Genomic DNA, 24,733 nt, shown 5'->3' with positions numbered 1-24,733 from the left:
CGAACGAATGGCTGACATCACGATTTACCACAACCCGAAATGCGGCACGTCGCGCAATGTGCTGGCGCTGATCCGCAACACCGGCGCCGAGCCCGAGGTCATCGAGTACCTGTTAACGCCGCCAACGCGGGAAAAGCTGCTCGAATTGATCGCGCAGATGGCCGTTCCGGTCCGCGACGTCATGCGGCGCAAGGAAGCGCTGTATGAAGAACTGGCGCTGGACAACCCCGCGCTGGCCGACGGCGCGCTGGTCGAGGCGATGCTGGCGCACCCTATCCTGATCAACCGGCCCATCGTCGTCACGCCGCTGGGAACGCGGCTGTGCCGGCCATCGGAAGCGGTGCTCGACATATTGCCGCTGCCGCAGCGCGCGGCGTTTGCCAAGGAAGACGGCGAGCCGGTCGTCAACGCACAGGGAGCGCGTGTTGCCGGCCGTTGAACCCCTTGCCGTGGACCTGCCCAACATCGACCGGGCGCTTTTTGCCTTGCCCACGCTCACGCAGTTGCAAACGCCCGTTGCCAGCGCGCATGCGCCGCGCATCCTGCTGCTCTACGGCTCGGTGCGCGAGCGCTCGTACAGCCGGCTGGTCAGCGAGGAGGGCGCCCGGCTGCTGCAGTCCATGGGCTGCGAAACCCGCACCTTCGACCCGCGCGGCCTGCCGCTGCCGGACGACGCGCCCGACACGCACCCCAAGGTGCTGGAGTTGCGGCAACTGGCGCAATGGTCCGAGGGCATGGTCTGGACCTCGCCCGAACGCCACGGCGCCATGACCGGCATCATGAAGTCGCAGATCGACTGGATTCCGCTGGCCGACGGCGCGGTGCGGCCGACGCAGGGCAAGACGCTGGCCTTGATGCAGGTGTCGGGCGGCTCGCAGTCCTTCAATGCCGTCAACCAGCTGCGCGTGCTCGGCCGCTGGATGCGCATGCTGACGATTCCCAACCAGTCGTCGGTCGCCAAGGCTTTCCTGGAGTTCGACGAAGCCGGCCGCATGAAACCCTCGGCCTATTACGACCGGGTGGTCGATGTGATGGAGGAGCTTGTCAAGTTCACGCTGCTGACCCGCGACGTGTCGCCGTACCTGACGGACCGCTACAGCGAACGCCGCGAAAGCGCCGAGGCGCTGTCAAAACGGGTGAACCAGCGTTCGCTCTAGCCGCTGCGCCAAAATAGGCATCAAACAGGCTGTTTGCGCTTGTCTGGCGGGCGCTTGCAGCTCTTGATTCAATAGCAGCCGGCATCTGGCTCCGGGCAGCCGCCGCTGTCACGCAACTGCCACCGAACCGACACAGCCGCGTCACGCGCCGCATCCACAATGGCGGCATGACCGCTTGAAGGAGCACGCAATGGCCATCGATCAGAACCCCGCCGGCGAGCCCGGACCCGCCGCAGGCCGCACCGCCTGCGCCCCTTTTCACGACCTGGACCGGCAGCGGCTGCGCATTCTTCGCTGCACCGCCCATGCCATGGCCAGCAGCCCCGGCGGCCTGCGCTTCAAGGCGGGCACCCGGCCGTGGCTCGAAGGAATCCCGAGCGCCTCGCCCCGCGATGCCAGGCCGGCCCGCTGAGGCCGGCGCCGGGCTTCAGTTCACCATCACCAGCTTGCCTTTCACCGCGCGCGAACCCATGCGCGCATAGGCGGCCTTGAGGTCGGCCATGGGCATCGTGCCATCGATCACCGGCTTGATCTTGCCCTGCGCATACCACCGGGCCAGTTCGGCCATCGCGGCGGCGTTGGCTTTCGGCTCGTTCTTGGCAAAGCCGCCCCAGAACACGCCGACGATCGACGCGCCCTTGAGCAGCGTCAGGTTCAGCGGCAGTGCCGGAATGCTGCCAGCCGCAAAACCCACCACCAGGTAGCGGCCGCGCCAGGCAATCGAGCGGAACGCCGGCTCGGCCAGGTCGCCGCCCACCGGGTCGTAAATCACGTCCGGGCCTTTGCCGCCGGTCAGCGCCTTGACGGCTTCGCGCAGGTCCTGGGTGCTGTAGTTGATGGTTTCATCAGCGCCGATGGATTTGCACAGTTCGCATTTTTCATCGCTTGATGCGGCGGCAATCACGCGCGCGCCCAGCGCCTTGGCGATCTGGATGGCCGACGTGCCGACGCCGCCGGCCGCGCCCAGCACCAGCACGGTCTCGCCGGCTTTGAGCTGCGCCCGGTCGGCCAGCGCATGGTGCGAGGTGGCATAGATCATGATGAAGGCGGCGGCATCGACAAACGGAAAACCTTTCGGCAGCGGCATGCACAGCGCGGCCGGCGCGATCGTGTGCGTAGCAAAGCCGCCGGTGCCCGACAGGCAGGCGACATGCTGGCCGACCAACAGGTGCGCCACGCCGTCGCCCACGGCGCGCACCACGCCGGCATATTCGGAGCCGGGCACGAAGGGCAGGGGCGGCTTCATCTGGTACTTGTTCTGCACGATCAGGAGGTCGGGGAAATTCAGGCTGGCCGCCTTGATCTCGATCAGCACCTCGCCGGCACCGGGTTCGGGTGTGGGCAGTTCGGTCCAGGTCAGCGCGTCAACGCCGGTGGGGTTTTCACAAAGCCAGGCATGCATGGGCAGGTCTCCTAAAGTGAATGAAAGCCGGTTGTACCAGACGGCAGGGTGCCGGCTGCGGGCGATTCAAAGCGCTCATCATAGGCAAGCCGGCCTTTGGGGCATCCCTGAAAACCCGCGCGGCCTGTCCCGACCGGGACCGTAGAATCAAGGCATGAAAATCCTGATCTGCAATGACGACGGTTACCAGGCCAGCGGCATCGTGGCGCTTTACGAAGCCCTTAAAACCATTGCCGATGTCGAGGTGGTCGCCCCCGAACACAACAACAGCGCCAAATCCAACGCCCTGAGCCTGCACACGCCGCTGTATGTGCAGACGGCGGCCAACGGCTTTCGCTACATCAACGGCACGCCCGCCGACTGCGTACATATCGCGCTGACCGGCCTGCTGGGCTACCGGCCGGACCTGGTGGTGTCGGGCATCAACAACGGCGCCAACATGGGCGACGACACGATTTATTCCGGCACCGTCGGCGCGGCCATGGAAGGCTATCTGTTCGGCATCCCGGCCATTGCCTTCTCGCAGACCGAAAAGGGCTGGGCGCATATCGACGTGGCGGCGCAGCAGGCGCGCAACCTGGTCCAGCAGCTGATCCCGTCGCTCGAAACGCTGGCCGAAGGCGCGCAGCCGACCGTGCCGCCCTGGCTGCTCAATGTGAACATTCCCAACCTGCCCGCCGGGCTGGTCGAGGGTTTCAAGGTGTGCCGGCTGGGGCGCCGCCATGCGGCCGAGCGTGTCATCATGCAGACCAGCCCGCGCGGCGAGACCATGTACTGGATCGGCGGCGCCGGCCAGGCCAAGGAAGCCGGCGAAGGCACCGACTTCCATGCCACCACGCACGGCTATGTGTCCATCACGCCACTGCAGGTGGACCTGACGGACCATGAACGACTGCCTTACTGGGCACAGACGGCGGCCAAGCTGAGCCACAAGCACTGAAAAGGGTATTTGCATGAAGACACCGCTGAAGCCGCCCCAAGATTTCGCCGGCAAACTGTCTTCTGCCGGCGCCCGGCCTGCATTTCCGGTGCAGCTCAATCCCGACAAGGGCAACCCATTCGCTGCAAAAACCGTAGCAGCCGCTGCCCGTGCCACCAGCGCTGCAGGCCAGAGTGACCTGAAAAGAGCCTTTCAGCCGGGTGCCTCTGGCGGATTGGGGCTCGACTCGGCGGTGCGCGCCCGCATGGTGCGCCGCCTGGCCGAGCAGGGCGTGCTGGACGCGCAGGTGCTGGCCGCCATGGGCGCGGTGCATCGGCACCATTTTGTCGATACCGCGCTGGCCAACATGGCCTACGAAGACACCAGCCTGCCGATCGGATTGGGCCAGACCATTTCCAAGCCCAACGTCGTGGCGCGCATGCTCGAATTGCTGCAGCAGGGCCTGCATGACGCCAGCGGCCGGCTGGGCCGGGTGCTCGAAATCGGCACCGGCTGCGGCTACCAGGCGGCCGTGCTCAGCCGCCTGGCCACCGAGGTCTACAGCATGGAGCGCCTGCGCGGCCTGCACGACAAGGCCAGGGAGAACCTGCGCACCCTGCGCCTGGCCAATGTGCACCTGCTGTTCGGCGACGGCATGAACGGCTTTGCCAAGGGCGCGCCGTATGCGGGCATCATTGCCGCCGCCGGCGGCGAGGCGATTCCGCCGGCCTGGACCGAGCAGCTGGCCGTGGGCGGGCGGCTGGTCGCGCCGCTGCAGGATGCCAGCGGCGCCCAGGCGCTGGTGGTGATCGACAGGACGCCGCAGGGAATTCGCCAGACTTTACTGGAGGCGGTGCACTTTGTCCCTTTAAAATCAGGAGTCGGATGAGCTGGGCCGACACGTCAGGCCCGGTGTCAATCAGGCAATGGTTAAAGATGAAGGAATCAATGAGCAACAGCACCTGGTCGTACCGCACGGAATCTTTTCCTGCCTCTGGACCCCACAAGCGCACCGGCTGGACTTCGCGCCTGGCGCTTCCCTGCGCGGTCGCCGCAGCCCTGCTGCTGGTGGCCGGCTGCGGATCCCGCACGCTGAACAGCGCACCGGTCGAGGACCGAGGAGCCGGCATGACGCGTCCGCTAGACGCCGCCAAACCCCTGCCCGGCGCCGAGAACGCCGGAAAACCGGGCTACTACATGGTCAAGCCGGGCGACACCATGATCCGCATCGGCCTGGAAAACGGCCAGAACTGGCGCGACATCGCCCGCTGGAACAGCCTTGAAAACCCGAACCTGATCGAAGTCGGGCAGGTGCTGCGGGTCGTTCCGCCTGCCAGCGACAGCACCCAGGTGGTCACGCGACCCGTGACGTCCGGCGCCATGGCCGCTGCACAGGCACAGATAGCCAATGCCGCAAAATCTGCCAACGGCTCGTCGATGCCCGCCTCTTCTGGCAGCGACGAAGATGTCGGCTGGATCTGGCCAGCGGAGGGAACGCTGGTGGCCGGGTTTGACGAAGCCAAGAACAAGGGGCTGGACATCTCAGGCAAGTCCGGCGATCCGGTGGTGGCGTCGGCCGACGGCCGCGTGGTGTATTCGGGCGCCGGCCTGCGCGGCTACGGCAACCTGATCATCCTCAAGCACAACAACACCTTCCTGACGGCCTACGCGCACAACAAGCTGCTGCTGGTGAAGGAAGACCAGACCGTCAAAAGAGGCCAGAAGATTGCCGAAATGGGCAACAGCGACGCCGACAAGGTCAAGCTGCATTTTGAAATCCGCCGCCAGGGCAAGCCGGTCGATCCGGCCAAATACCTGCCGGCGCGCTAAACCGCCAACGCTGAATCAGCAAGGAGTCCTGCTCTGGCCGGACTCCTTTTTTTCGGAGCGGCTGGTCACGAAGGCCAGACGCTGTAGCCTGAGACAATCGGGCATGACCGAAGAAATCCACAAACCAACGCTGACTGCGCCGCCCGACTATCCGATTGACCTGCTGACCGTCGAATCGCTCGACATCGAGGCCCAGGGCATCGCCCACCGCGCCGACGGCAAGGTCGTGTTCATCGAAGGCGCGCTGCCTTTCGAGCAGGTGACGGCCAATGTCTACCGCAAGAAAAGCAGCTTTGAAAAAGCCACGCTGCTAATGGTGCATCACGAATCGGCCCAGCGCGTGCGCCCCGCCTGTCCGCACTTTGGCATGCACACCGGCGCCTGCGGGGGATGCAAGATGCAGCATCTGCACATCGGCGCGCAGGTCGCCGTCAAGCAGCGGGTGCTCGAAGACAACCTGCGCTTCATCGGCAAGGTCAAGGCCGACAATCTGCTCCGGCCGATTGAAGGCCCGGCCTGGCATTACCGTTACCGCGCCCGCCTGTCGGTGCGCTACGTGCGCAAGAAAGGCACGGCGCTGGTCGGTTTTCATGAACGCAAAAGCGCCTACGTGGCCGACATGCGCGAATGCCATGTGCTGCCGCAGCACGTCAGCGACCTGCTGCTGCCGCTGCGCGGGCTGATCAGCAGCATGGACGCGCGCGAAACCATTCCGCAGATCGAACTGGCCTGCGGCGACGACGTGACGGCGATGGTGCTGCGCCACATGGAGCCGCTCAGCAACGCCGACCTGGCGCGGCTGCGCGCGTTTGCCGACGCGCATCCCGGCGTGCAGTGGTGGGTGCAGTCCGGTGGTCTGGACACGGTGAAACTGCTCGACGAGCCGGCCCTGGAACTGAACTACGGCCTGCCCGAGTTCGGCATCACCATGCCCTTCAAACCGACCGATTTCACCCAGGTCAACCCGCATATCAACCAGGTGCTGGTGTCGCGCGCGCTGCGACTGCTTGACGTGCGGCCGGGCGAGCGGGTGATTGACTGGTTTTGCGGCCTGGGCAATTTCACGCTGCCTCTGGCGACCAAGGCGCGCGAGGTGCTGGGTATCGAGGGCAGCGAGGTGCTGGTCGCCCGTTCACGTGAAAATTTTGAGCGAAACAGGCCTGCCTCGCCCGTCCGGCCTGCGCTGGCAGCTACCAAGTTTGTAGCAAGAAACCTGTTCGAGATGACCCCGGCGATGCTGGTCCGGGACGGCGCGGCGGAAAAGTGGCTGGTCGATCCGCCGCGCGAAGGCGCGTTCGAACTGTTCAAGTCGCTGGCCGCGCTGCACCAGCAGTTAGTCACCGGCGTGCCGTGCGACGACGGCATGCACCAGCAAAGCCTGATGCTGGATGGCTGGACGCCGCCCCGGCGCATCGTGTACGTCAGCTGCAACCCGGGCACGCTGGCGCGCGATGCGGGCGTGCTGGTGGAGGCAGGCTACCGCTGCACGGCGGCGGGCGTGGTCAACATGTTCCCGCACACGGCGCATGTCGAGTCGATGGCGGTGTTCGAGCGCGTTCAGCCTTAAGTCGCCACAGGCATGAAAAAAGGGCCGTGAAGGCCCTTTTTTGTATGCGAGGCGAAAAGCTCAGTCGCGTTCGCCGCCCATGATGCCCAGCAGGGCCAGCAGCGCCTGGAACACGTTGAAGATGTCCAGGTAGAGCCGCAAGGTGGCGCTGATGTAGTTGGTTTCGCCGCCGTCCAGGATCTGCTTCAGGTCATACAGCATGTAGGCGCTGAAAATGCCGATCACCGCGACCGAAATCGCCATCATGCCGGCGGTCGAGCCGACGAAGATGTTGACGATGGAGCCCACCATCACCACCAGGGCGCCGACAAACAGCCATTTGCCCATGCCGGAGATGTCGCGCTTGATCATGCTGGCCACAGTGGCCATCACGAAGAACACGCCAGCCGTGCCGCCCATGGCCGTCATGATCAGCTGCGATCCGTTGCTGAAACCCAGGATCATGCCGATCATGCGCGAAAGCATCAGGCCCATGAAGAAGGTAAAGCCCAGCAGCACCGGCACCCCGGCGGCTGAATCCTTGGTCTTTTCAATGGCGTACATGAAGCCGAAGGCGCCGCCCAGGAACACCACCAGGCCCAGCCCGCCGGTCAGTGCCTGCGTGATGCCCGTGGCCACGCCCAGCCAGGCGCCGGCCACCGTGGGCAGCAGGCTCAGCGCCAGCAGCCAGTAGGTGTTGCGCATCACCTTGTTGCGCTGCTCGGCGGACTGCGCGACTCCGCCGTAGCCAAAGGTCCGTACGTTGTCAGTCATGATTTCAACTCCTTTAAAACCCGCGTGTGCGGGCGATGGGTTCATTTTATGGGCCATGCCAAATTTTTCAAAAAACCTGCCTGGTTCAGCTCCTACTATTTGTAAGGGCTCTTTTGACCTGGTTCGAGCCAATGGCGCCGCCGGGGTTCCCCGAATGTGCGTATGCTCGACACCTTTTACAAAAACACGGAAAGCACCCAGCGCCATGAAATCCAAACCCCTGCTTGAACATGCCGACATCAAGGCCATCGCCGCCGCCGCCGAGGCCGAAGCGCTGAAAAACAACTGGGCCGTGACCATCGCCATCGTCGATGACGGCGGCCATCTGCTGCACCTGCAGCGCCTCGATGGCGCCGCGCCGCTGTCGGCGCACATCGCACCGGCCAAGGCCAACACCGCCGCCATGGGCCGGCGCGAGAGCAAGGTCTATGAAGACATGGTCAATGGCGACCGTCCCGCTTTCCTGTCCGCGCCTTATGTGGCCGGCCTGCTCGAAGGCGGCGTGCCCATCGTCAAGGACGGCCAGTGCCTGGGCGCGGTCGGCGTCAGCGGCGTGAAGTCCACCGAGGACGCGCAGATTGCCCGCGCCGGCATTGCCGCCATCGGCTTGTAAGACTCGAAACACTTTAGGTCAAGCCACGGCCTGACGCAAAAAAGCCGACGCAATGGTTCGTCGGCTTTTTTTTCGTCTGTGATGGCGGTGCAGTGTTTTCGCGGTAAAAAAAGCCTAGCTATTCGACCTGTTCAAGGTCCGTGGCTGGCAAAAACGACCTTGGGGCGGGTAGCCCGGATCGTCCCACGATGAAACTGTGAAATGAAGGGCTGGCCTACTTGGTCAGGATCAGCTTGCCCAGCCGCGTGGCCTGCAGGCGGTAGGTCGAGCCGTTGTGGCTGATGTCCACCGTCTTTTGGCCGCGCAGCAGGTCGGCGCTGTCCACGCAGCCGGGTGCGTCCATCGCCGGGCTGGCGGGGCGCGTATTGGCATCGGCAGGTGAAGGTGGCTGCTGGCCCGCGCTGGCGACAGGAAAGGGTGTTCTGGACATGGCTTTCTCAGTTCTTCGGTTCGGTGATGAAGCCGATCTTGCGCAGGCCGGCCTGCTGCGCCGCAGCCATGGCCTGCGCCACGCGTTCGTAGCGCACGGCCTTGTCGCCGCGAATATGCAGGTCGGGCTGCGGGTTTTGCGCCGCAGCCGCCCTCAAGCGGGGTGCCAGGTCTTCATCGGCGATCTTTGCCTCGTTCAGGAAATAGCTGCCCTCGGCATCGACGCTGAGCCGCACGGTTTCCGGTTTGATGAGTTGCTGCTCGTTGGTGGCGCGCGGCAGGTCGATGTTGACCGAGTGCTTCATCACCGGCACGGTGATGATGAAGATGATCAGCAGCACCAGCATCACATCGACCAGCGGCGTCATGTTGATCTCGTTCATCACCTCGTCGGTGTCGTCCTGGGTTCCGAAAGCCATGTTCAGCTCCCTTTGCACATCGCGACGACGTTCGCCGACGCCGGCCCGGTGACGCGCGCCCCGGTCACGAAATAGGCATGCAGGTCATGCGCAAAGCGGTTGAGCTTGCCGCTGACCGACTTGTTGCCGCGCACCAGCGCGTTGTAGCCGAGCACCGCCGGAATCGCGACCGCCAGGCCCATGGCCGTCATGATCAGCGATTCGCCGACCGGGCCAGCCACCTGGTCGATGCTGGCCTGGCCATTCATCCCAATCGCCAGCAGCGCATGGTAGATGCCCCAGACCGTGCCGAACAGGCCGACAAACGGCGCGGTCGAGCCCACCGAGGCCAGCACGGCCAGGCCGGACTGCATCTTGGCGCTGATGTCGTCGATCGAATTGCGCAGGCTGCGCGTCACCCATTCGCTCAGGTCCAGTGCGTCATGCAGTTGCGGCTTGGCATTGCCATCCTTGTGCAGCACGTGGGCCGTGGCCTCGCGGCCCTCGACGGCCAGCAGGCGGAACGGATTGGCGGGGTCGGTGCCGAACTTGGCCAGTCCATCGGCAAAGTCGGCGCTGTGCCAGAAGCTTTCGGTCGCCTTGGCCTGGCTTGACAGCCGGCGCAGGTCCAGCGCCTTGATGATGATGACCATCCACGAGGCCAGCGACATCACCAGCAGCAGCACCGCGACGCTTTTGATGACGATATCGCCTTGTGACCAGACATGGGCAAGGCCGAATTGGTTTTCCATTTGCGAACGACTCCAGGGGAAAGGTGAAAATTATTCAAGCACAAAATTGATCGGGACGTTGAACCACATGTCCTCGGCCACGCCACCACGCTTGCCGGGGACGTAGCGCCATTTGAGGACGGTGGTCAGCGCCGCCTGGTCCAGGCGCTCAAAGCCGCTGGACTGGCGAAGCTCGGCCTTTTGCGGCATGCCATCGGCGCCGATCAGCACCCGCACCACGACCTTGCCCTGCTCGCCCAGGCGTTTGCTGAGCGCGGGATAGGCCGGCTTGGAGTTTTGCAGGTAGTCGGCGTTGCTCGAAGGCAACTGGAGCGAAGGCGCCCCTGGCGGCCCACTCGGTGCAGCCGGTCCTGCGGGCGCCTCGGCCACCGGTGCCGGCGTGACCGCAGGCGCCGGGTTGAGGCTGCCCGCCGGTGCGTTGGGCGAGGGTGTCGGGTCGGCAATGGCGAGCGGCTGCGGCTGCGGCCGGACGACCGGCTTGGGAATGGTTTTTTTCTGCACGGTGGGCGCCGGCGTCACGGGCCGCACTGGCGGCGCGGGCGGGGCCGGTGGCGCGGGTGGCGTGGGTTCGGGCTGGGGCAGTTCGATCAATTCGGCCAGCACCTCGACCGGCACGATCAATTCGGCCGTGCGCAGTACCAGGCCGCTTTGCAGCGCCCAGATCAGGCCGACATGCAACGCGACCACGGCCAGGGCAATCGCGGCGTTGCGGCTCAGGCGCGCTGGCGGCCTGGGCGGATCGTAGGGAAGACCTGGAAAGGTGGCGTTCATGAAAGGAAGGGTATTCAAAAAAGGAGCAGCGCAACAACGGAACACCCGGATGCAACAGGTCTTTGACCGGTTTCAGCGGCGAAAGATCCACCACGCAGAGCCGATCACCAGAATCAGGCTGACGGGAAGGGTGGCGATCAAGCTGCCTGAATGTTCCATGACGGGCCTTGCGCAAGGTCTGCGGCCAGCGCAATGTTGGCGCTCGGGCAGGTGGCGCTGCACTGGGCCACCACGTCGCGGGCGCTGCCTTCGCAGCGGCCGCACTGGGTGGCCACGCCAAGCTCGAACTGGATCTCGTCAAAACCCATGCCGGCACGGGCATGGCGGGCAATTTCGCGGTCGGAGATTCGGCGGCAGACACAGATGATCATGATGGATAAATAAATTGGGCTGGCTGGTGAATGGGGCGTGATTGAAGTATAAATGCGAATGAATCTTATTTGCAGTGGAGTCGATTTTTAGCAGTCATTTTTTTGTAACCGGCTGAGGGCATTGTCTGCCGGGCCGGTTGGCGCATCAGAGTGAAATAACGAAACTACCAACGCTGCCGATTTGATCGCTGCTTTTTTGCCAGAAAAGAAAGTTATACCAATCCCGACAGACAAAGAACCAAAGCCAGCGATCGGAGTCTGAGACATATTGGCTCTCGCAGGAGGTTACGAAAATGTTATCTCAGCACATCATTGATCAGCTGCAGCCCTATGATTTCGACCGACTGGCCCACAAGGAAAAGGATGGGCGCCGGCGACTGCGCCTGATCGCGCTGGCGCACCTAAAGGACGGCAAGAGCTATACCGAAGTGGCGGCTGCATTGCGCGTGACCCGCCACGCGGTCATGCGCTGGGTGCAATGGTTCCTCGCTGGCGGCGTGGCCCGTCTGGCCGGCATGCCGCATGACTGGAGCACGCAGCGCCTTGCCAAAGCACAGGAGGAAGCGTTTCGCCAGGCGGTCGAGCAACTGCAGGGCGAACGCGGCGGCGGTCGGGTGCGGGGCGAAGACATCCGCCAGTTGCTGGCCGGGCAGTTTGGCGTGGCCTACAGCCTGAACGGTGTGTATGACCTGATGAAGCGCCTGGGGCTGGTATGGATTTCGGCCCGCGCCGTCAGTCCCTACGCCGATCTGGTTGCACAAGCCGAATTCAAAAAAAAACTTCGTCCAGGAAGTCGCCGCAACGCTGCCGCCAGGCGTTGCGCCTGAACAGGTGGACATCTGGTTCCAGGATGAAATGCGCATCGGCCAGCGCGGCACGCAAACGCGCCTGTGGGCGCGCAAGGGAACGCGGCCCCGGGTGGTGCGCCAGCAGCAGTCCGAATCGGCGTACATCTTTGGCGCCGTCTGTCCACGGCAGGACAGTGCCATCGGTCTGGTCATGCCGCACGCCAATACCGAGGCGATGAGCCATCATCTGCAGGTCCTGAGCGAAGCGGTGCCTGCGGGACGCCATGCCGTGCTGGTGCTGGACCGCGCGGGATGGCACACCACGCCCAAACTGCCGCAGTTCCCGAACGTTTCATTGTTGCCGCTGCCAGCGGGGTCGCCCGAGCTCAACCCGGCCGAGCAGGTGTGGGCGCAACTACGCGACCGGCACTTGGCCAACCGCTGCTACGACGGCTACGAGCAGATTGTTGACGCCTGCTGCGACGCCTGGAATGCCTTCACGCAAATCCCTGGCGCCATCCGCTCTTTGTGCTCCCGCAGCTGGGCAGTGCTGCCCTCGGCTTCGGTTATTTCATGACACGGGATTGGTATTACCCCCCGCCGGGAAGGCGCTCATCCCTCAAACCACAGAAGAAGCCGCCCAACGCCAAAGAACAAAAAAACAAAAAAGCAGCGATCAAACCGCAAGCGTTAGCAGGTGCAAAAGGCAAAACACAGCGCCAGACTGATCAGTCCGGCCTGAACAGCAGGTGCGGGCCGGCCTGCGCCAGCGTGCGGCAGCCGCACAGCGCCATGGCGATTTCCAGTTCGTCGCGCAGCAGGCGCAGCACATGCGCCACGCCCAGCGCGCCGGCGTTGGCCAGGCCGTAGAGGTAAGGGCGTCCGACCAGCACGGCGCTGGCGCCCAGCGCCATGGCTTTCAAAATGTCGGTGCCGCGGCGGATGCCGCCATCGACCAGCACCGGCAGTTCGCCGGCCACGGCCTGCACGATGCGCGGCAGCACGCTGGCCGTGGCCGGCAGCGTGTCCAGCGTGCGCCCGCCATGGTTGGAAACAATCACGCCACCCACGCCCAGCGCGGCAGCCTGCCGCGCATCGTCCGGATGCAGCACGCCCTTGAGCACGACGGGCAGGCGCGTGATCGACTGCAGCCAGGCCACGTCTTCCCAGGTCGGAGCGGTGGCCAGCAAGTCGTCGAACAGCGCGCTCTGGCCCGGCTGCAGCGTGCGCTGCGCCGGCGCGGCCATGCCCGCCAGGTTGACCGCCGAGATGTGCGCGGGCAAATGAAAGTTAGTGCGCCTTTCGCGGTCGCGCGCGCCGCTGGTCGGCGCATCGACCGTCAGCACCAGCGCTTCATAGCCGGCCCGTTCGGCGCGCTGCACCAGTTCGCGGGTAAAGCCCCGGTCGGGCTGGATATAAAGCTGGAACCACAGCGGGCCACGGATCGGATCGGCCGCGATGGCGTCGGCGACCGTTTCCAGCGGGAAACTGGCCTGCGTGCTCAGCACCATGCCGGCGCCCAGCGCGGCCGCCGCGTAGGCGCTGGCCACTTCGCCGCCCGCATGCGCCATGCGCTGGTAGGCCACGGGCGCGAGCAGCACCGGGTGCGCCAGCGTGCGGCCCAGCAGTTTGACGCGCGTGTGGCCGCCGGCCAGCGGCTGCAGCACGCGCGGATTGAGCAGGCGCTCGTTCCACGCGCTGCAGTTGGCGCGCAGGGTGAACTCATCCCCCGCGCCGCCGCTGAAGTAGGCCCAAGCGTTGTCGTCCAGCCGCGTGCGGGCGTGCGCCTCGTGGTCGGCCAGCGTGACGACGCCGGCGGGAATCTGCTCGACGGACAGCGGCGCGGTGTTCACTGGAGAACCTTCGCCCTGAAGGGCTGCGGTGCGAGTTTGCTTGGGGCGGCCTGGCGCTGCGCTCATGTATCGGCCCACATGCGCAGCAGGTTGTGGTAGGTGCCGGTGAGTTGCACCACGGCTGGCACGTCGCCCCTGCGGCGCAGTTGCAGCAGCGCCATGTCCATGTCGAACAGCAACTGGCGCTGCTCGGTGCTGCGCACCATGCTTTCGATCCAGAAAAAGCTCGCCAGCCGCGCCCCACGGGTCACGGGCGCGACCTGGTGCAGCGTGCTGCCGGGGTAGAGCACCATGTCGCCCGCCGCCAGCTTGATGCCGCGCTCGCGCTGCGCTTCCTGGATCAGCAGTTCGCCGCCGTCATAGTCGCTTGGTTCGGCCAGGAACAGCGTGCAGGAAATGTCGCTGCGGACCCATTGCGACGTGGCCCTGGAATGCACAACGGCGCCGTCGATGTGCGTGCCGTAGAAATTGGAGTTGCCGCTGTAGCGGTTGAACAGCGGGTTGAAGATTTTTTTTGGCAGTGCGGCCGAAAAGAACAGCGGCTCGCGCTGCAAGGCAGCCAGCACCAGGGCCTGCAGCTGCCCTGCATTCTCGCTGTCCTGGGCGAGTTGCTCGTTCTGTTTCTGGGCCAGGGCTTGATCGCCCGCGCTGCTGCGCCCGTCGATCCACGGCGCGTCGCTGCCAAGCAGACGGCGCGCGCTGTGGAGTTCGTCGGGTGTCAGGATGTTTTTCAGATGCAAAAGCATGGTGTTGACGCAGTGCGGGTGCGGGTAGGGTGGCCAGGCTCAGAACAGGGTTTTCAGCGTCAGCTGAACCGACCGGGCAGCGCCGGGGGTGTAGAAGCCACGGTACAGCGAGTCGGCATAGAGCTTGTCGGTCAGGTTGGTGATGTTCAGCTTCAGGGACGTGGTGTCATTGACGCTGTACTCGGCCATGGCGTCCACGGTAGTGAAGCTGTCGGCCTGGACATGGCGCGCGCCTTCGGGGTTTTGCTTGCCACGGTAGGTAAAGCCGCCGCCGACACGCAGTTGTGGCATGACGCGGTAAGTGGTCCAGAGGGTGGCGCTGTGCTTGGGCGTGAGGGCCGAACGGTCGCCCTTGACCTGCGCGCCGGTGCCTGCCGCATTGCGCGCCACGTTGCTCTCGTCGATCTTCGCGCTTGGAATCCAGGTGTGGTTATAGAAAATTTCCCACAGCGGTGTGATGCGGCCGGCGAGGTTCAATTCCAAGCCCGTGGCGTGGCGCCTGCCCGACAGCTGGTTCTGCTGGCTGGCGGTGTCCGGGTCGGTGTTGCGCTCGTTGTATTTCTCGGAGTGGAACAGGGCAACGCCCAGGGATGCGCGTTTTTCAAACAGCTCGAACTTGCTGCCGAACTCGATGTTGCGGCTTTTTTCCGGGCCGGTGTTGGCATCCTTGGCGCTCGGGCTGCCGGGGCTGAACTGGTAGGTGTCGCCCGAGGTGTTGAAGGAGGTGCCGAAGGAAGCGTAGTAGGAACTGTTGTCGTCAGGCTGGAACAGGGCGCCCAGGCGTGGGCTCCAGAGGCCGTCGGAGCGCTCGAAGTTCGCACCTGCATTGGTCTGGTAGGACGCCTTGAAATTGTCATGGCGCAAGCCGCCAATCAGCTTGACGGTCGGCGTGATGGCCACCGTGTCCTGCACATACAGGCCCAGGTTGCGGGCATCGAAGGTGCTGAACGGCGCAGCGCCCCGGGTGTCGGCGCGCGAATCGCCGTTGTTGGGCGTTCCCACGGTCGTCGTCAGTGGGCTGGCGGCGCCGGCAAAGTTGTTGGCCCGCTTGGCGTCTTCCTGGTAGTAGTCCACCCCGGCGATCAGGTCGTGTTTTTTGCCCAGCGCGCTGAAGCTGCCGGTGTAGTCGCTCTGCAATTGCGTGGTGTCGCTGATGCCGATGCGCCCCTTGGGCGAGCGGCTGATGAGGGTGCTCGGGCTCAGGTTGTTGATGGTGGTGGTCGCGCCGTTGGTCTGGCCGAAACGGATCACGCTGGCCCACAGGTCGCGCTCATAGCGGCCATGGCGCAGGCGCGTGGTGACCTGGCTGTCCTGGTCAAAGCGGTGGGTGTGGCTCAGGGTGCCGTAGGTCGCCGAGGTGTTCAGGTAGTCGCTGTCGAAACCATAGTAGTTCCTGGCGGGCAGCGTGGGCTTGATGATGCCGTCCTGGATGAACCAGGGATGGTTGTAGTTGGGCGTGCCCTTGACGTCCAGATGGTAGAGGCCCACCGAGAATTCGTTGCGCGTGCCGATGCCCCAGCGGTAGGTCGGGGCAATGCCGCGCTTGCTCGATGTGGCGCCGTAGTTGTCGGATTCATGCACCATGGCATTGATGCGCAAGGCGGACTCTTCGCCCGTCTTGACGTTGAAGTCGCCCGTCAGCCGGTGTTCCTTGCCGGTGCCCAGGGTGTAGTTGACCTCGTGCTGGGTCATCAGGAAAGGCTGCTTGTTGACCTGGTTGACGATGCCGCCGGTCGAACCCTTGCCGAACAGCATCGATGCAGAACCCTTGAGCACCTCGACCCGGTCGTTGTTGAAGGTGTCGCGTTCATACAGGGCGCCATCGCGCATGCCGTCGGTGTAGATGTCGCCGGCCATGCCCAGCGAGAAGCCGCGCAGGCGCACATCTTCCTCGCCGGTTTCGCCGGCCTGGAAGGTCACGCCCGCCGTGGTGCGCAGCACTTCGCGGAAATCGTCCAGGTTGCGGTCGTCGATCAGGCGTTCGGTCATCACCGTGACCGATTGCGGAATGTCGCGCAGGGCTTGCGTGCCCTTGCCGATGCCGGTTTCGGTGGCCCGCAGCGTGGCCTTGGAATTGGTGCCTTCGGCTTTTTCCTTGACGATCACCGTGCCCAGGGTTTTTTCAGCGGCCGCTGGCACGGTCTGCGCCCAGCCGCTGACCGAGGCGGCCAGCATCAGCGCGCCCAGGGGAATCAGCGCCTTGTCCGATGAGGCGGGTTTTGCTGTGACCGCCAGGTTCACGGAGGAAGCAGACTCAGTGCTGCGACGGGAGTTTTTGTCGCGCGCAGGGCGCGCGGAAGGGTGTGCCAAGGGAAGGGCTCCAAGCAGGGCCCGTTTTTGAATGACGGACCCGGGTTACAGAAAATGGCTTGGCTGTGCTCGGAGCCGTCCTTCGGGGGACGGGAGTTGGCTGGCTCGTGAAATTGAGCCTCGATTTTATAGTGAATGAGAATGATTCGTAATTATTTGTGTCTGCAAAACACACCATTTCCACGGTTTGATGCCTGAAAACAACAAAGGGGCCAAAAGGCCCCTTTGTTGTTTCATGCCGCCGCTTTAGCTCAGCTCGCCCATCTGGCTTTGCAGGTAGTTCTGGATGCCGACCTTGCCGGCCAGCTCGATCTGGGTTTCCAGGAAGTCGATGTGCTCTTCGGTGTCGTTCAGGATGTCCTGCAGCAGATCGCGCGACACGTAGTCGCGAACGCTTTCGCAGTGCGCCATGCCGTCCTTGACCGTGACCTGCGCGGCCGATTCCAGTTTCAGGTCGCAATTGAGCACTTCGAGCACGTCCTCGCCAATCATCAGCTTGCCCAGGTCCTGCAGGTTGGGCAGGGCGTCCAGCATGAACAGCCGGTCCATCAGCCGGTCAGCATGCTTCATCTCGCCGATGGATTCCTCGTATTCCTTCTTCGCCAGCTTATCCATGCCCCAGTGCTTGTACATGCGGTAGTGCAGGAAATACTGGTTGATGGCGGTCAGTTCGTTCTTGAGCTGGGCCTGCAGGTAAGAGATGACTTGTGCGTCGCCTTTCATGGCAATCCTTTGATGTTGGGAAAGGGGCTATTGTCGGCATGCCGGCCGCGTCAGGCAACCCAAAGGCCAATCGCGTGAGCGGTGCCAGCATGTCGGGTCTGGAAAGCGCGTGTTTTGCAGGAAAATCCCCGCATGAGCAGTTTGAGACACCTTCGCATCAAGATGTACAGAACCGTGGCGCGCCAGCTGCATGGCGTCGTGCCGTGCTGGGTCTGCGGCCAGCATGTCACGCCCGAGGCCGCAACGCTGGAGCACATCCAGGCGCTGTGCGACGGCGGCAACAGCCATGCCGAGAACCTGGCCATCAGCCATGAAGTCTGCAACGGCCAGCGCCATGCAAGCGGCCTTGTTCCTGCTTCAGGCATCTCGCCGGGGCAGGTGCAGCGGCACCAGGCGCCTGCGGCAACGCACAAGTCCGACTGAGCCGGATTTATTGTAAAAAATCGGTTTTCCGCCCGCTGGGCGGGCGATTACTGCTATTAAAAAAGAAATATTTTTCCATGGCTTTGAACCCACCGACCGCTGCTTCGCTGATTCCTGCCGGCTACCTGCCGCCCGACGACCCGCAGCGCACCCTGCTGCACAACGAGGTCCATGCCCGACCGCCGGCCCGGGTGCGGCTGCCGGCGCTGATTGTGCAGGTGGCGGTGCTCAATGCCGGTGTCAGCCGCGAACAGGAATGCGAGCACCTGCGGCGCCTGACGGGTCAGGCGCTGCTGCCGCTGGAGCGCCTGCACGGCAACTTTTTGCGCCTGCCGTGCGGCAACCACACCGTGAAATGGGAGCGGCATACCGAATTTACCCGCTATTCCATCGTCCAGGCGCTGCCGGAGCGTGCGCTGCTGGGCGCGCAGGAGCCTGAACTGCTGTCCAGTCTGGCGGTCGCGCCCGAATGGCTGCGTGGCATTCCGGGACGAACGGTGTCTGCCATCCAGCTGGTGATGGTGGAGGGGGCGCTGCAAGAGGAAGTTGCGCTGATGGGACAGGCACAGGCCTGGTTCGGTGGCCGACCGGTGATTGCCTCGCAACTGGGCCACGGACATTCCTGGGCGGTGACGGATTTCCAGATCGGCGCCGACGGCTTCGAGCGCATGCTGGTGATTGCCGCGCCGGGCACCAGCGAAAGCCGCGCCGGCCGCATTTCGCAGCGCCTGCTGGAAGTCGAAATCTACCGCCTGATGGCCCTGCGCGGCCTGCCGGTGGTCAAACAACTGGCGCCCATGCTGTCGGAGGCCGAAGGCGCGCTGGCCGACATCACGGCGCGACTTGAAGGCAAGTCGGCGTCCGACCAGGAACTGCTCGACACGCTGGTGTCGCTGGCGGCGCGGGTCGAGCGCGCCACGGCCGAGCACATCTACCGGTTCTCGGCCACCCGCGCCTACAGCACACTGGTCGGCCAGCGCCTGACAGAGTTGCGCGAAAAACCGATTCCCGGCACCCAGACCCTGAGCGAATTCATGCAGCGCCGGCTGTCGCCCGCCATTGCCACGGTCGCTGCCACGGCGCAGCGACTGACCTCGCTGTCGGAGCGGGTGACGCGCACCAGCGCCTTGCTGCGCACCCGGGTGGACATTGCCACCGAAACCCAGAACCAGACTCTGCTGGAAAAGCTCACGCGCGGCCAGGAGTTGCAGCTGCGCCTGCAGTCCACGGTCGAAGGCCTGTCGATTGCCGCCATCTCGTATTACGTGATCAGTCTGCTGCTCTACGCTGGCAAGGCCGGCAAGGCTGCCGGCGCGCCTATCAACCCCGAGATCGTGGTGGGCGCGGCGATTCCGCTGGTGCTGTGGCTGGTCTGGCGCAACATCCGGCGGATTCATGCCACGCTGCATGGCAGGGATTGACGGGCAGGGCGGCCACTACTCCATCAGTTCAAGCAAGCGGTCCAGCCCGCCCGCGTTGATCGCCACCATGGCCTGCTCACGCACCTTGGGCTTGGCGTGGTAGGCCACCGACAGGCCGGCCGCGCCCATCATCGGCAAATCGTTGGCACCGTCGCCCATGGCAATTGCCTGCAACGGGTTGATGCCCAGTTCGCCGCAGGTGGCCAGCAGCATGCGGCGCTTCTCCTCGCCGTCGCAGATGTCGCCCCAGGGCTGATCAACCAGCCGGCCGGTCAGCAGGCCGTTTTCAATCTCCAGCACGTTGGCGCGCAGGTAGTCGATGTCCAGCAGGTCCCGCACGCGGTCGGCGAAGAAGGTGAATCCGCCGCTGACCAGCAACACCTTCAGGCCCGCGTCCTTGCAGGCCCGCACCAGTTCAGCCGCGCCGGGGTTGAGCTTGAGTCGCTCGCGATAGACCTCGTCCATGCTGGCCACGCTCACGCCCTTGAGCAGTGCCACACGCCGGCGCAGGCTGTCCTTGAAGTCGGTGATTTCGCCGCGCATGGCGGCTTCGGTGATGGCTGCGACTTCGGCTTTGCGGCCCACGGCATCGGCGATTTCATCGACGCATTCGATGTTGATCAGCGTCGAATCCATGTCGAAGGCAATCAGTTTGAAGTCGCCGAGTTTGAGATCGGGCGTGGCGATGTTGACGACCAGGCCGGGGGAGTGTTCGATGGGGTTCATGATTCTGGTTACTATTTTTTTGATAGCTGCTTGCGCACGGCTGGCGTGCGCAAAAGGCTTATTTTTGATAAATTTTGAAGGTGGGTGGGGGGGGGGTGTCGCAGGACATTATTTGTCTAGCTAAAGCGATTTTTGGAGCCGCCAACTTCTCTAACCAGCGATTAGAGATTTGATTTATCCCTGTAATGTGTCAGATCGTTGGGCTTGTGCCTTGGTGAATTCGCTCTCAAACACTTCAGCGTTGAACGGTGCATCGCCCTCAGATTCCAGGGCTGTCAGCGTCTTGGCTGCTTCTTCCAACGCCTGGCTTTCGCTGGTCTGTGTCGTTGAATCGTCGGGCAATTCACTGATCGCTTCTTTCACCAAAATCGTTACCCATTCCTCCAGCGTCAATCCTTTCGCCTGGGCCGCAAAGGCTAACTCGGCGATTAATTCATCGGACAAGTCCAGCGTGAGGGGCGTCAGGTTTGAATTCATGTGCTTTCCTCCACCAGCCAGTTCTCCACCCGCAAGCCCGGCACGCGGCGGAATTCCGCTTCGTTGCCGGTCACCAGCGTGCAATCCAGCGCCAGGGCGTGGGCGGCAATCAGGGTGTCGTTGGGACCAATAGGCGTGCCGAGACGTTCCAGGTGGGTACGAATATGGGCGTAATGGCTGCTGACCAACAGATCCAGGGGCATGATTTCAATGACCTGCAGCAAGTCTGCATACGCTTGCTTCAGCAATTTGGACGGTTTTCGCAGCAAGCCGAAGCTGACTTCGCAATCGACCACCAGGCTTGTGCAAACCTTGAGGTCGGGAAGGGTTGCCATCAGGTGCTGCAGCCGTTGGTTTGACGGCCCTTTGGGATTGCGCATCAAGTCTGAAATGATGTTGGTGTCCAGCATCAAAAGCGATGCGTTCAATGGCAGCGGCAATGTCATAAATCAATGTCGTCCAGCGGCAGCAAGCCCTCGTCAACGTCAGGAAACCCTTCGTCAATCGGCTCCATGGTGGCCAGAACCGCCAACAAGGCGGCGGCACTGCCTTTGGGGTGCTTGGGTTCAATGGCCTCGATGATGAGTCTGTTGCCTTCACGACGGATCAACGCGTCCTTGCCAGGCAATTCAAATTCCTTGGGAATGCGCACCGCCTGATTCGCGCCATTGCGAAACAGGCGCACGGGCCGGGGCGCGGCCTCGGCGCTGTCGTCAGCGACTTTTTCTGAAAGAATAGGCATGGTGTTTCTCCAAAACGGGTTCGAGCGTTTTGTAGTTTAGCCTATGCCATGGCCTATGCCAACACCTCTGACGCCACCGGTTGCCCCAGGCTCCGCAGCACATCGCGCACCATCTGCGTCCGGTCTTTCGCCTCGGGCAGTGGGCGCTCGATGCGCAGCTTGTCGTTGCCGGCGAGCTTGATGTGCTTGTTCTTCTGGATCAGGTGGATGATGGCCATCGAGTCAATCGGCGGGTCCTTCCTGAAGGTGATGGTGATTGCGCCGGGTGCGGCATCGACCTTGACGACGCCGTAGGGCTTGGCGATGACCCGCAGGCGATGCACGTCGATCAGCGTTTGCGCCTGCGCGGGCAGCTTGCCGAAGCGGTCCACGATTTCCTCCAGCAACGCGTCGATCTGCTCGGTTTTCTTCGCCGTGGCGAGCTTTTTGTAGAAGCTCAGGCGCAGATGCACGTCGCCGCAGTAGTCGCTGGGCAGCAGCGCGGGGGCGTGCAGGTTGATCTCGGTCGTGACGCTGAGCGGCGACAGCAAATCCGGCTCGCGGCCGGCCTTTAGGGACGCCACGGCTTCGCTGAGCATTTCGTTGTAGAGCTGAAAGCCGATCTCCAGCATGTTGCCGCTCTGGTTTTCACCCAGCACTTCACCGGTGCCGCGAATTTCCAGGTCGTGCATGGCCAGGTAAAAACCGGAGCCGAGTTCTTCCATCTGCTGGATCGCATCTAACCGCTGGCTGGCCTGCTTGGTCAGGCCTTCGAGGTCGGGCACCATCAGATACGCGTAAGCCTGGTGGTGGCTGCGGCCGACGCGGCCGCGCAGCTGGTGCAGCTGCGCCAGGCCGAACTTGTCGGCGCGGCTCATCAAGATCGTGTTGGCGGTGGGCACGTCAATGCCGGTTTCAATGATGGTCGAGCACAGCAGCAGGTTGTAGCGCTGGGCAACGAAATCCTTCATCACGCGCTCCAGTTCGCGCTCGGGCATTTGCCCGTGGGCCACGGCGATGCGCGCTTCGGGCAGCAACTCTTCGAGCTTCTGGCGGCGGTTTTCGATGGTTTCGACTTCGTTGTGCAAAAAGTAAACCTGGCCCCCGCGCTTGAGTTCGCGCAGCACGGCCTCGCGGATCACGCCGTTGCCTTCGGTGCGCACAAAGGTCTTGATGGCCAGCCGCCTCTGCGGCGCGGTCGCAATCACGCTCAGATCCCGCAAGCCTTCAAGCGCCATGCCCAGCGTGCGCGGAATCGGCGTGGCGGTCAGCGTCAGCACATCGACTTCGGCGCGCATGGCTTTCATGGCTTCCTTGTGGCGCACGCCAAAGCGGTGCTCCTCGTCAATGATCAAGAGGCCCAGCCGCGCGAACTTCACATTCTGGCTCAGCAGCTTGTGGGTGCCGACGACGATATCGACCGTGCCGTCGGCCAGGCCCTTGATGGCGGCGGTGATTTCCTTGGCCGAGCGAAAGCGGCTCATCTCGGCGACCTTGACCGGCCATTTGGCAAAGCGGTCCACCAGTGTCTGGTAATGCTGCTCGGCCAGCAGCGTGGTCGGCGCCAGCAAGGCTACCTGCTTGCCGCCGGTGATCGCGATGAAGGCGGCACGCAGGGCGACCTCGGTCTTGCCGAAGCCCACGTCGCCGCAAACCAGCCGGTCCATGGGGCGCGGACTGATCATGTCCTGGATGACGGCATGGATCGCCGCGCTCTGGTCGGGTGTTTCGTCAAAGCCGAAATCGTTGGCGAACACCTCGTAGTCACCCGGCGAGTAGCGAAAGGCATGGCCTTCGCGCAGCGCGCGGCGCGCATAGATGTTGAGCAGCTCGGCCGCCGAATCGCGGATTTGCTCGGCGGCCTTGCGCCTGGCTTTTTCCCACTGGCCGCTGCCCAGGCGGTGCAGCGGCGCTTCGTCGGCACTGACGCCGGTGTAGCGGCTGATCTGGTGCAACTGGCTGACCGGCACGTAAAGCGTGGCCTTGTCGGCGTATTCGAGGTGCAAAAACTCCTGCAATGCCGGCGAGCCGTCAGGCGTTTTTTCGCCCAGGTCGAGGTTGATCAGCCCCCGGTAGCGGCCGATGCCGTGGGCGCTGTGAACCACTGGGTCGCCGACGTTCAGCTCCGACAAGTCCTTGATCAGCGCCTCGACATCGCTGACCGCTTCTTGCCGCTTGTTGCGCCGGCGGATGGTGATGCCGGCGGCGAACAGCTCGGTTTCGGTGACGAAGTCGATGCCTTCTTCTAGCCAGCTGAAGCCGCTGTTCAGCGCGGCGGTGGCGATGCCGATTTTTTCATGACTGGTCTGGAAGTCTTCGAGCGAGTCAAAAACCGGCGGGCTGACGTTGCTGGCGCGCAAAAAGTCGAGCAGGCTTTCGCGCCGGCCGTCGCTTTCGGCCAGCAGCAGCACGCGGTGGGGGGTAGCTTTGGCATGGCGCTTGAAGCCGGCCAGCGGGTCTTCGGCGCCGCGCACCACGGCCATTTCGCCGAGCTTCTGGAACTGGGCGTTGTCGGCCACGTCTTCAACCGTGCCGCGCAGCGCCAGCTGGGCGTAATCGTTGGCGCGCGAATAGAACTGCTCGGTGCTCAAAAACAGCGACTCGGGCGGCAGCGCCGGCCGGTCGGGCGCGTCCTTCACCAGACGGTAGCGGTCTTTCGTGTCCTGCCAGAAGCGCTGAAAGGCCGGCTCCAGGTCGCCATGCAGCACCACCGTTGCCTGCTTTCCGAGGTAGTCGAACACGGTGGCGGTTTCTTCGAAGAACAGTGGCAGGTAGTACTCGATGCCGGCGGTGGCGACGCCGTTGCCCATGTCCTTGTAGATGCGGCTCTTGGTCGGATCGCCCTCCAGCAACTCGCGCCAGCGGTTGCGGAATTTGGCGCGCGCGTCGTTGTCCATCGGAAACTCGCGGCCCGGCAGCAGGCGCACTTCTGGCACCGGATACAAAGAGCGCTGGCTGTCGGGGTCGAAAGTGCGGATGGAGTCGATCTCGTCGTCGAACAGGTCCACCCGGTAGGGCACCAGCGAACCCATCGGGAACAAGTCGATCAGCCCGCCGCGCACGGCGTATTCGCCGGGGCTGACGACCTGCGTCACATGGCTGTAGCCGGCCAGCGTGAGCTGCGCCTTGAGCTTGGTTTCATCGAGCTTTTGCTTCACCTTGAACTCGAAGGTGTAGCCGGCCAGAAAACTGGGTGGCGCCAGCCGGTACAGCGCGGTGGTGGCCGGCACGATGACCACGTCGGCGCCGGTTTCCTTGTCGCGCTGCTGGATGCGCCACAGCGTCGCCAGCCGCTCGCTGATCAGATCCTGGTGCGGCGAAAACGCGTCGTAGGGCAGGGTTTCCCAGTCGGGAAACAGGGCGCAGCGCAAATCGGGCGCAAAAAACGCCATTTCGTCCATCAGGCGCTGGGCGGTGGCGGCGTCCGAGGTAACGATGGCGGTGAGTTTGCCGGCGGCTTTTTCGCGTTGGCCGAGGCTCGCCAGGAGCAGGGCGTCGGCGGAAGGGGTGGGCTGGGGCAGGGTGTAGCGTTTGCCGGTCACGAGTGAAGGAAGGTGCATCGGCCTGATTTTAGAATTTATGA

General features: G+C 63.8%; 29 protein-coding genes. 12 read left to right on the top strand and 17 right to left on the bottom strand.

From position 1 onward, the window contains the following. Nucleotides 1-7 precede the first annotated feature (7 nt). The 3 genes from arsC (at nt 8) to EC86_RS0108300 (ending at nt 1,569) form a co-directional block, all read left to right on the top strand. Nucleotides 8-439 carry an arsenate reductase (glutaredoxin) gene (gene arsC, locus EC86_RS0108310; protein ID WP_029525201.1) on the top strand — a complete coding sequence of 144 codons (432 nt, stop codon included), beginning with the start codon at nt 8-10 and terminating at the stop codon, nt 437-439. Then, complete coding sequence (arsH, locus tag EC86_RS0108305; protein WP_029525200.1) at nt 426-1,157, top strand: arsenical resistance protein ArsH; 732 nt, start codon at nt 426-428, stop codon at nt 1,155-1,157. Before arsC ends, arsH begins: the two co-directional genes overlap by 14 nt. A gap of 190 nt (nt 1,158-1,347) precedes the next feature. Further along, nucleotides 1,348-1,569: a hypothetical protein gene (locus tag EC86_RS0108300; protein ID WP_051675788.1), complete on the top strand. Its 222-nt coding sequence runs from the start codon at nt 1,348-1,350 to the stop codon at nt 1,567-1,569. Between the two features lie 15 nt (nt 1,570-1,584). Here the strand turns inward: EC86_RS0108300 and EC86_RS0108295 are convergent, their stop codons facing one another. Further along, nucleotides 1,585-2,559: an NADPH:quinone oxidoreductase family protein gene (locus tag EC86_RS0108295; RefSeq protein ID WP_029525198.1), complete on the bottom strand. Its 975-nt coding sequence runs from the start codon at nt 2,557-2,559 to the stop codon at nt 1,585-1,587. A 154-nt stretch (nt 2,560-2,713) separates the two neighbouring features. On the opposite strand from EC86_RS0108295, the gene surE reads away from it, so the two are divergent. From surE to rlmD, 4 genes are all read left to right on the top strand, one after another. Then, the gene (gene surE, locus EC86_RS0108290; RefSeq protein WP_029525197.1) at nt 2,714-3,499 is read left to right on the top strand and encodes a 5'/3'-nucleotidase SurE; all 786 of its coding nucleotides are present in this window, start codon (nt 2,714-2,716) and stop codon (nt 3,497-3,499) included. 13 nt (nt 3,500-3,512) lie between these two features. Next, nucleotides 3,513-4,367, top strand: a complete 855-nt coding sequence (locus tag EC86_RS0108285; protein WP_029525196.1) for a protein-L-isoaspartate(D-aspartate) O-methyltransferase — start codon at nt 3,513-3,515, stop codon at nt 4,365-4,367. 59 nt (nt 4,368-4,426) lie between these two features. Then, nucleotides 4,427-5,308 (top strand): peptidoglycan DD-metalloendopeptidase family protein, encoded by an 882-nt coding sequence (locus EC86_RS0108280; RefSeq protein WP_084181526.1) that lies wholly within the window; start codon nt 4,427-4,429, stop codon nt 5,306-5,308. A gap of 103 nt (nt 5,309-5,411) precedes the next feature. Then, complete coding sequence (gene rlmD / locus EC86_RS0108275; protein ID WP_029525194.1) at nt 5,412-6,875, top strand: 23S rRNA (uracil(1939)-C(5))-methyltransferase RlmD; 1,464 nt, start codon at nt 5,412-5,414, stop codon at nt 6,873-6,875. Nucleotides 6,876-6,935: 60 nt separating this feature from the next. Here the strand turns inward: rlmD and EC86_RS0108270 are convergent, their stop codons facing one another. Then, nucleotides 6,936-7,628 (bottom strand): Bax inhibitor-1/YccA family protein, encoded by a 693-nt coding sequence (locus tag EC86_RS0108270; RefSeq protein WP_029525193.1) that lies wholly within the window; start codon nt 7,626-7,628, stop codon nt 6,936-6,938. A 205-nt stretch (nt 7,629-7,833) separates the two neighbouring features. On the opposite strand from EC86_RS0108270, the gene EC86_RS0108265 reads away from it, so the two are divergent. After that, a complete protein-coding gene (locus EC86_RS0108265) occupies nt 7,834-8,241 on the top strand; it encodes a GlcG/HbpS family heme-binding protein (protein ID WP_029525192.1) in 408 nt (135 codons plus the stop codon). Between the two features lie 214 nt (nt 8,242-8,455). Here EC86_RS0108265 and hemP read toward each other — a convergent pair whose 3' ends face one another. From hemP to EC86_RS28685, 6 genes are all read right to left on the bottom strand, one after another. Beyond that, entirely contained in the window at nt 8,456-8,671 is a 216-nt protein-coding gene (hemP, locus tag EC86_RS0108260) for a hemin uptake protein HemP (protein ID WP_029525191.1), read from the bottom strand. A gap of 7 nt (nt 8,672-8,678) precedes the next feature. Further along, on the bottom strand, nt 8,679-9,089 hold the full coding sequence (locus EC86_RS0108255) for an ExbD/TolR family protein (RefSeq protein ID WP_029525190.1): 411 nt from the start codon (nt 9,087-9,089) through the stop codon (nt 8,679-8,681). Nucleotides 9,090-9,091: 2 nt separating this feature from the next. Then, nucleotides 9,092-9,820 carry a MotA/TolQ/ExbB proton channel family protein gene (locus EC86_RS0108250; RefSeq protein ID WP_029525189.1) on the bottom strand — a complete coding sequence of 243 codons (729 nt, stop codon included), beginning with the start codon at nt 9,818-9,820 and terminating at the stop codon, nt 9,092-9,094. Between the two features lie 30 nt (nt 9,821-9,850). After that, a complete protein-coding gene (locus EC86_RS0108245; RefSeq protein WP_051675787.1) occupies nt 9,851-10,591 on the bottom strand; it encodes an energy transducer TonB in 741 nt (246 codons plus the stop codon). Nucleotides 10,592-10,728: 137 nt separating this feature from the next. After that, nucleotides 10,729-10,962, bottom strand: a complete 234-nt coding sequence (locus tag EC86_RS0108240) for a (2Fe-2S)-binding protein (protein WP_029525187.1) — start codon at nt 10,960-10,962, stop codon at nt 10,729-10,731. Nucleotides 10,963-11,049: 87 nt separating this feature from the next. Continuing rightward, complete coding sequence (locus tag EC86_RS28685; RefSeq protein WP_156955260.1) at nt 11,050-11,229, bottom strand: hypothetical protein; 180 nt, start codon at nt 11,227-11,229, stop codon at nt 11,050-11,052. 26 nt (nt 11,230-11,255) lie between these two features. On the opposite strand from EC86_RS28685, the gene EC86_RS0108235 reads away from it, so the two are divergent. Together EC86_RS0108235 and EC86_RS0108230 are read left to right on the top strand one after the other, a co-directional pair. Next, nucleotides 11,256-11,789: a helix-turn-helix domain-containing protein gene (locus EC86_RS0108235; protein WP_029524030.1), complete on the top strand. Its 534-nt coding sequence runs from the start codon at nt 11,256-11,258 to the stop codon at nt 11,787-11,789. Beyond that, nucleotides 11,716-12,327: an IS630 family transposase gene (locus EC86_RS0108230; RefSeq protein WP_198026741.1), complete on the top strand. Its 612-nt coding sequence runs from the start codon at nt 11,716-11,718 to the stop codon at nt 12,325-12,327. The genes EC86_RS0108235 and EC86_RS0108230 overlap by 74 nt, the downstream gene beginning before the upstream one ends. 151 nt (nt 12,328-12,478) lie before the next feature. Here the strand turns inward: EC86_RS0108230 and EC86_RS0108225 are convergent, their stop codons facing one another. The 4 genes from EC86_RS0108225 to bfr form a co-directional block, all read right to left on the bottom strand. Continuing rightward, nucleotides 12,479-13,669, bottom strand: a complete 1,191-nt coding sequence (locus EC86_RS0108225) for an alpha-hydroxy acid oxidase (RefSeq protein ID WP_084181229.1) — start codon at nt 13,667-13,669, stop codon at nt 12,479-12,481. After that, entirely contained in the window at nt 13,666-14,349 is a 684-nt protein-coding gene (locus EC86_RS0108220; RefSeq protein ID WP_029525185.1) for a Fe2+-dependent dioxygenase, read from the bottom strand. Before EC86_RS0108220 ends, EC86_RS0108225 begins: the two co-directional genes overlap by 4 nt. A 39-nt stretch (nt 14,350-14,388) precedes the next feature. Further along, the gene (locus EC86_RS0108215) at nt 14,389-16,524 is read right to left on the bottom strand and encodes a TonB-dependent receptor (RefSeq protein WP_036772944.1); all 2,136 of its coding nucleotides are present in this window, start codon (nt 16,522-16,524) and stop codon (nt 14,389-14,391) included. Nucleotides 16,525-16,905: 381 nt separating this feature from the next. Beyond that, complete coding sequence (gene bfr, locus EC86_RS0108210; RefSeq protein WP_029525183.1) at nt 16,906-17,382, bottom strand: bacterioferritin; 477 nt, start codon at nt 17,380-17,382, stop codon at nt 16,906-16,908. A 132-nt stretch (nt 17,383-17,514) separates the two neighbouring features. Here bfr and EC86_RS0108205 point away from each other — a divergent pair, with 132 nt between their 5' ends. Both EC86_RS0108205 and EC86_RS0108200 read left to right on the top strand, forming a co-directional pair. Beyond that, complete coding sequence (locus EC86_RS0108205) at nt 17,515-17,805, top strand: HNH endonuclease (protein ID WP_051675786.1); 291 nt, start codon at nt 17,515-17,517, stop codon at nt 17,803-17,805. A gap of 77 nt (nt 17,806-17,882) precedes the next feature. Beyond that, nucleotides 17,883-19,226, top strand: a complete 1,344-nt coding sequence (locus EC86_RS0108200; protein ID WP_029525181.1) for a DUF3422 family protein — start codon at nt 17,883-17,885, stop codon at nt 19,224-19,226. Between the two features lie 15 nt (nt 19,227-19,241). Here EC86_RS0108200 and serB read toward each other — a convergent pair whose 3' ends face one another. The 5 genes from serB to mfd form a co-directional block, all read right to left on the bottom strand. Then, nucleotides 19,242-19,952 (bottom strand): phosphoserine phosphatase SerB, encoded by a 711-nt coding sequence (serB, locus tag EC86_RS0108195; RefSeq protein WP_029525180.1) that lies wholly within the window; start codon nt 19,950-19,952, stop codon nt 19,242-19,244. A 174-nt stretch (nt 19,953-20,126) separates the two neighbouring features. Beyond that, nucleotides 20,127-20,429 carry a hypothetical protein gene (locus tag EC86_RS0108190; protein ID WP_029525179.1) on the bottom strand — a complete coding sequence of 101 codons (303 nt, stop codon included), beginning with the start codon at nt 20,427-20,429 and terminating at the stop codon, nt 20,127-20,129. Continuing rightward, on the bottom strand, nt 20,426-20,875 hold the full coding sequence (locus EC86_RS0108185; RefSeq protein ID WP_198026763.1) for a type II toxin-antitoxin system VapC family toxin: 450 nt from the start codon (nt 20,873-20,875) through the stop codon (nt 20,426-20,428). Before EC86_RS0108185 ends, EC86_RS0108190 begins: the two co-directional genes overlap by 4 nt. Beyond that, a complete protein-coding gene (locus EC86_RS0108180; RefSeq protein ID WP_051675785.1) occupies nt 20,872-21,171 on the bottom strand; it encodes an antitoxin in 300 nt (99 codons plus the stop codon). Before EC86_RS0108180 ends, EC86_RS0108185 begins: the two co-directional genes overlap by 4 nt. 53 nt (nt 21,172-21,224) lie before the next feature. Further along, a complete protein-coding gene (gene mfd, locus EC86_RS0108175; protein WP_029525176.1) occupies nt 21,225-24,710 on the bottom strand; it encodes a transcription-repair coupling factor in 3,486 nt (1,161 codons plus the stop codon). Nucleotides 24,711-24,733: the final 23 nt, after the last annotated feature.

Origin of the sequence: Polaromonas glacialis, assembly GCF_000709345.1 — a bacterium.
GTDB lineage: Bacteria > Pseudomonadota > Gammaproteobacteria > Burkholderiales > Burkholderiaceae_C > Polaromonas > Polaromonas glacialis.
Note: the sequence above shows the minus strand (reverse complement) of the source record. Positions and strands in the feature narration are given on the sequence as shown.

Bases quoted from the DNA above. Each gene is read 5' to 3' on its own strand.
- EC86_RS0108300 (WP_051675788.1), top strand. From the start codon at position 1,348: ATGGCCATCGATCAGAACCCCGCCGGCGAGCCCGGACCCGCCGCAGGC.
- EC86_RS0108255 (WP_029525190.1), bottom strand. From the start codon at position 9,089: ATGGCTTTCGGAACCCAGGACGACACCGACGAGGTGATGAACGAGATC.
- arsC (WP_029525201.1), top strand. From the start codon at position 8: ATGGCTGACATCACGATTTACCACAACCCGAAATGCGGCACGTCGCGC.
- EC86_RS0108225 (WP_084181229.1), bottom strand. From the start codon at position 13,669: ATGAGCGCAGCGCCAGGCCGCCCCAAGCAAACTCGCACCGCAGCCCTT.
- EC86_RS0108250 (WP_029525189.1), bottom strand. From the start codon at position 9,820: ATGGAAAACCAATTCGGCCTTGCCCATGTCTGGTCACAAGGCGATATC.
- EC86_RS0108215 (WP_036772944.1), bottom strand. From the start codon at position 16,524: ATGCTGGCCGCCTCGGTCAGCGGCTGGGCGCAGACCGTGCCAGCGGCC.
- serB (WP_029525180.1), bottom strand. From the start codon at position 19,952: ATGAACCCCATCGAACACTCCCCCGGCCTGGTCGTCAACATCGCCACG.
- EC86_RS0108295 (WP_029525198.1), bottom strand. From the start codon at position 2,559: ATGCATGCCTGGCTTTGTGAAAACCCCACCGGCGTTGACGCGCTGACC.
- EC86_RS0108205 (WP_051675786.1), top strand. From the start codon at position 17,515: ATGAGCAGTTTGAGACACCTTCGCATCAAGATGTACAGAACCGTGGCG.
- EC86_RS0108245 (WP_051675787.1), bottom strand. From the start codon at position 10,591: ATGAACGCCACCTTTCCAGGTCTTCCCTACGATCCGCCCAGGCCGCCA.
- EC86_RS0108265 (WP_029525192.1), top strand. From the start codon at position 7,834: ATGAAATCCAAACCCCTGCTTGAACATGCCGACATCAAGGCCATCGCC.
- mfd (WP_029525176.1), bottom strand. From the start codon at position 24,710: ATGCACCTTCCTTCACTCGTGACCGGCAAACGCTACACCCTGCCCCAG.
- rlmD (WP_029525194.1), top strand. From the start codon at position 5,412: ATGACCGAAGAAATCCACAAACCAACGCTGACTGCGCCGCCCGACTAT.
- EC86_RS0108270 (WP_029525193.1), bottom strand. From the start codon at position 7,628: ATGACTGACAACGTACGGACCTTTGGCTACGGCGGAGTCGCGCAGTCC.
- EC86_RS0108280 (WP_084181526.1), top strand. From the start codon at position 4,427: ATGAGCAACAGCACCTGGTCGTACCGCACGGAATCTTTTCCTGCCTCT.
- bfr (WP_029525183.1), bottom strand. From the start codon at position 17,382: ATGAAAGGCGACGCACAAGTCATCTCTTACCTGCAGGCCCAGCTCAAG.
- EC86_RS0108180 (WP_051675785.1), bottom strand. From the start codon at position 21,171: ATGCCTATTCTTTCAGAAAAAGTCGCTGACGACAGCGCCGAGGCCGCG.
- EC86_RS0108240 (WP_029525187.1), bottom strand. From the start codon at position 10,962: ATGATCATCTGTGTCTGCCGCCGAATCTCCGACCGCGAAATTGCCCGC.
- hemP (WP_029525191.1), bottom strand. From the start codon at position 8,671: ATGTCCAGAACACCCTTTCCTGTCGCCAGCGCGGGCCAGCAGCCACCT.
- EC86_RS0108185 (WP_198026763.1), bottom strand. From the start codon at position 20,875: ATGACATTGCCGCTGCCATTGAACGCATCGCTTTTGATGCTGGACACC.
- surE (WP_029525197.1), top strand. From the start codon at position 2,714: ATGAAAATCCTGATCTGCAATGACGACGGTTACCAGGCCAGCGGCATC.
- EC86_RS0108285 (WP_029525196.1), top strand. From the start codon at position 3,513: ATGAAGACACCGCTGAAGCCGCCCCAAGATTTCGCCGGCAAACTGTCT.
- EC86_RS0108235 (WP_029524030.1), top strand. From the start codon at position 11,256: ATGTTATCTCAGCACATCATTGATCAGCTGCAGCCCTATGATTTCGAC.
- EC86_RS0108200 (WP_029525181.1), top strand. From the start codon at position 17,883: ATGGCTTTGAACCCACCGACCGCTGCTTCGCTGATTCCTGCCGGCTAC.
- EC86_RS0108190 (WP_029525179.1), bottom strand. From the start codon at position 20,429: ATGAATTCAAACCTGACGCCCCTCACGCTGGACTTGTCCGATGAATTA.
- EC86_RS28685 (WP_156955260.1), bottom strand. From the start codon at position 11,229: ATGTCTCAGACTCCGATCGCTGGCTTTGGTTCTTTGTCTGTCGGGATT.
- EC86_RS0108220 (WP_029525185.1), bottom strand. From the start codon at position 14,349: ATGCTTTTGCATCTGAAAAACATCCTGACACCCGACGAACTCCACAGC.